The organism is Thiobacillus sp. 65-1402 (assembly GCF_001897685.1).
Taxonomy (GTDB): Bacteria; Pseudomonadota; Gammaproteobacteria; order Burkholderiales; family Thiobacillaceae; genus Thiobacillus.
In genome coordinates, this window is sequence record NZ_MKUG01000210.1 from 1 (window position 1) to 4,169 (window position 4,169).

At 62.8% G+C, this 4,169-nt stretch carries 3 protein-coding genes and 1 pseudogene; all 4 read left to right on the top strand.

Translation table 11 applies throughout. The features are described from left to right. A pseudogene (locus tag BGO62_RS15515) lies at window positions 1-2,641 on the top strand (DNA-directed RNA polymerase subunit beta'); the annotation flags it as partial. A 164-nt stretch (window positions 2,642-2,805) separates the two neighbouring features. After that, window positions 2,806-3,183: a 30S ribosomal protein S12 gene (rpsL, locus tag BGO62_RS15520; RefSeq protein WP_011310913.1), complete on the top strand. Its 378-nt coding sequence runs from the start codon at window positions 2,806-2,808 to the stop codon at window positions 3,181-3,183. A gap of 37 nt (window positions 3,184-3,220) precedes the next feature. Then, on the top strand, window positions 3,221-3,691 hold the full coding sequence (gene rpsG, locus BGO62_RS15525; RefSeq protein WP_296639078.1) for a 30S ribosomal protein S7: 471 nt from the start codon (window positions 3,221-3,223) through the stop codon (window positions 3,689-3,691). Between the two features lie 43 nt (window positions 3,692-3,734). After that, window positions 3,735-4,169, top strand: a 435-nt coding sequence (locus BGO62_RS15530) for a GTP-binding protein (protein WP_296644211.1), incomplete at its 3' end; no start/stop codon positions are given.

Below are 4,169 nucleotides of genomic sequence, written 5' to 3' on the forward strand. Positions count from 1 at the left end.
CAAGGGCGAGGGCATGCTGTTTGCCGACGTCACCGAGGCGCGCCGTGCCTACGACAACCGTGAAGTCGAGCTGCACGCCCGCGTCACGGTGCGGATCAAGGAAGTGACGCTGGATGCGGAGAAAAACCGCGTCGAGACGGTCAAGCGGGTGGAAACCACGCTCGGCCGCGCGCTGCTGTCGGAAATCCTGCCGCCGGGGCTGCCGTTCAGCTTCGTCGACAAGGCGCTGAAGAAAAAGGAGATCTCCAAGCTGATCAACGCCAGCTTCCGCCGCTGCGGCCTGCGCGAGACGGTGATTTTCGCCGACAAGCTGATGTACACCGGCTTCACTTTCGCGACCCGCGCGGGGATGTCGATTGCCATCAAGGACATGCTGATCCCGAATGAAAAAGGCCAGATTCTGGGCGCGGCCGAGGCCGAAGTAAAAGAAATCGAGTCGCAGTACACCTCGGGCCTGGTGACCCAGGGCGAACGCTACAACAAGGTGGTGGACATCTGGGGCCGCGCCGGCGACGCCGTGGCCAAGGCGATGATGGGGCAGCTGGGCGGCGAGAAGGTTGTCGACCGCCACGGCAAGGAAGTCACCCAGGAATCGTTCAACGCGATCTACATGATGGCCGACTCGGGCGCGCGCGGTTCCGCTGCGCAGATCCGCCAGCTGGCCGGCATGCGTGGCCTGATGGCGAAACCGGACGGCTCGATCATCGAAACCCCGATCACGGCTAACTTCCGTGAGGGGCTGAACATGCTGCAGTACTTCATCTCGACCCACGGCGCCCGCAAGGGGCTGGCCGATACCGCGCTGAAGACCGCGAACTCCGGCTACCTGACGCGCCGCCTGGTCGACGTGACGCAGGATCTGGTGGTGACCGAGGACGATTGCGGCACCAAGAACGGCCTGGTGGTGAAGGCGCTGGTCGAAGGCGGTGAGGTGGTCGAGGCCCTGCGCGAGCGGATTCTCGGCCGCGTGGCAGCCAGCGACATCATCAATCCCGAAACCCAGGAAACCGTGTTCGAAGCCGGCACCCTGCTGGTTGAAGATGTGGTTGACACCATCGAATCGCTCGGCATCGACGAGGTCAAGGTACGTACGCCGCTGACCTGCGAGACGCGCTATGGCTTGTGCGCCAAATGCTACGGGCGCGACCTCGGCCGCGGTTATCTGGTCAACGCCGGCGAGGCGGTCGGCGTCATCGCCGCGCAGTCGATCGGCGAGCCGGGCACCCAGCTCACCATGCGGACCTTCCACATCGGCGGCGCCGCATCGCGTGCCGCCGCGGCCAGCCAGCTCGAGGCCAAGTCCAACGGCACCGTGCAGTACACCGCCACCATGCGTTACGTGACCAACGCGCGCAAGGAGCCGGTGGCGATTTCGCGCAGCGGCGAAATCATCATTGCCGACGATGCCGGCCGCGAGCGCGAACGCCACAAGGTGCCGTACGGCGCCACCCTGATGGTGACCGACGGCGCCAAGATCAAGGCCGGTGCGGTATTGGCCACCTGGGATCCGCACACTCGTCCCATCATCACCGAATACGCCGGACGCATCCACTTCGAGAACATCGAAGAGGGCGTTACCGTGGCCAAGCAGCTCGACGATGTCACGGGCCTGTCCACGCTGGTGGTCATCGATCCCAAGCGCAAGGCCAGCGGCGCCGGCAAGGGCCTGCGCCCGCAGGTCAAGCTGCTCGACGAAGTCGGGAATGAAGTCAAGATCGCGGGCACCGACACGCTGGTCAACATCACCTTCCAGATCGGTTCCATCATCACCGTGAAGGACGGCCAGGACGTCGCGGTGGGCGACGTGCTGGCGCGTATTCCGCAGGAAACCTCGAAGACGCGCGACATTACCGGCGGTCTGCCGCGCGTGGCCGAGCTGTTCGAGGCACGTTCGCCGAAAGACGCCGGCGTGCTGGCGGAAGTCACCGGCACCGTCTCCTTCGGCAAGGACACCAAGGGCAAGCAACGCCTGGTCATCACCGATCTGGATGGGGTGGCGCACGAGTACCTGATCACGAAAGAGAAGCACGTGACGGCGCACGACGGCCAGATCGTCCAGAAGGGCGAAATGATCGTCGACGGCCCGGTCGATCCACACGACATCCTGAAGCTGCGTGGCGTGGAAGCGCTGGCGCGCTACATCACCGACGAGGTGCAGGACGTGTACCGCCTGCAGGGCGTGAAGATCAACGACAAGCACATCGAGGTGATCGTGCGCCAGATGCTGCGCCGCGTTGTGGTGGTGGACCCGGGCAACACCGGCCTCATTCCCGGCGAGCAGGTCGAGCGCTCGGAAGTGCTGCAGATCAACGACGATATGGCGGCGGCGGGCAAGGAGCCGGCCACCTACGATCCGATTCTGCTCGGCATCACCAAGGCGTCGCTGTCGACCGATTCCTTCATCTCGGCAGCCTCCTTCCAGGAAACCACGCGCGTCCTGACCGAAGCGGCCATCATGGGCAAGAAGGACGAACTGCGCGGCCTGAAGGAAAACGTGATTGTCGGACGCCTGATTCCGGCAGGCACCGGCCTCGCCTACCACAACACCCGTCGCCGCCAGGCGGCGGGTGAAGATCTGGGCGCCGGCCACCTGATCGAAGGCGAGGAGGCAAATCCGGCTGAGAATCAGGAAGTTGCTTGACAGGGGAGTGGCTCTCCCCTAGAATCACGCGTCTTTTTCCGGCCGCAGAATCGCCGGGAAGCGCAGGACTGTAGCCCGGGACGGCACCGCTTCAGAATGCGGTTGGCGCCGTCCCGCTTGTTTTAGAAACGATACGCTCACCTTAATTTTTCGGAATTTTTGACATGCCAACGATTAACCAGCTGATCCGCAAGCCGCGTCAGGCTCCGGTGGAGAAGAGCAAGGTTCCGGCCTTGAAGGCCTGCCCGCAACGCCGCGGCGTTTGTACTCGCGTGTACACCACGACGCCCAAGAAGCCGAACTCCGCCTTGCGTAAGGTCTGCAAGGTCAAGCTCACCAGCGGCTTCGAGGTCATCAGCTACATCGGCGGTGAGGGCCATAACCTGCAGGAGCACTCGGTGGTGCTGGTGCGCGGCGGCCGGGTCAAGGATTTGCCGGGTGTGCGTTATCACACCGTGCGCGGCAGCCTGGATACCGCCGGCGTGAAGGATCGCAAGCAGTCGCGTTCGAAGTACGGCGCCAAGCGTCCCAAGAAAGCCTAATCGGCCTGCAAGCTTAACTAGATAGAGAGACAGGAAAATGCCCCGTCGTCGCGAAGTCCCCAAACGTGAAATCCTGCCTGATCCGAAATTCGGCAACCAGGAAGTTTCGAAATTCATGAACGTCATCATGTCCAGCGGCAAGAAGTCGGTCGCCGAGCGCATCGTCTACGGTGCCTTCGAGCAGATCACCGGCAAGTCTGGCAAGGATCCGCTGGAGGTGTTCAGCACTGCGCTGAACAATGCGCGTCCGCTGGTCGAGGTGAAGAGTCGCCGCGTCGGGGGCGCCAACTATCAAGTGCCCGTCGAGGTGCGTTCGAGCCGCCGCACCGCGCTGGCGATGCGCTGGCTGAAAGATGCTGCGCGCAAGCGCGGTGAGAAGTCCATGGGTGCCCGTTTGGCGGGCGAATTGCTGGATGCGGCCGAGGGTCGTGGTGGCGCAGTGAAGAAGCGCGAGGAAGTGCACCGTATGGCTGAAGCCAACAAGGCATTCTCGCATTTCCGTTTCTGAGCGTTACTTTTTAAACACTACCAGACACAGTCAGGACCATAACGTGGCACGCACGACTCCTATCGAACGCTATCGCAACATCGGCATTTCCGCGCACATCGATGCCGGCAAGACGACCACTACCGAGCGCATCCTTTTCTATACCGGTGTGAGTCACAAGCTTGGCGAGGTGCATGACGGCGCGGCAACGACCGACTGGATGGAGCAGGAGCAGGAGCGTGGCATTACCATCACGTCCTCCGCCGTAACCTGTTTCTGGAAGGGTATGGATATGTCCATGCCCGAGCACCGCATCAACATCATCGATACGCCGGGGCACGTCGACTTCACCATCGAGGTCGAGCGTTCGATGCGCGTGCTGGATGGTGCGTGCATGGTGTACTGCGCGGTGGGTGGCGTGCAGCCGCAGTCGGAGACGGTGTGGCGTCAGGCCAACAAGTACGGCGTGCCGCCACTGGTTTTCGTCAACAAGATGGAC

Bases quoted from the DNA above. Each gene is read 5' to 3' on its own strand.
- rpsL (WP_011310913.1), top strand. From the start codon at position 2,806: ATGCCAACGATTAACCAGCTGATCCGCAAGCCGCGTCAGGCTCCGGTG.
- rpsG (WP_296639078.1), top strand. From the start codon at position 3,221: ATGCCCCGTCGTCGCGAAGTCCCCAAACGTGAAATCCTGCCTGATCCG.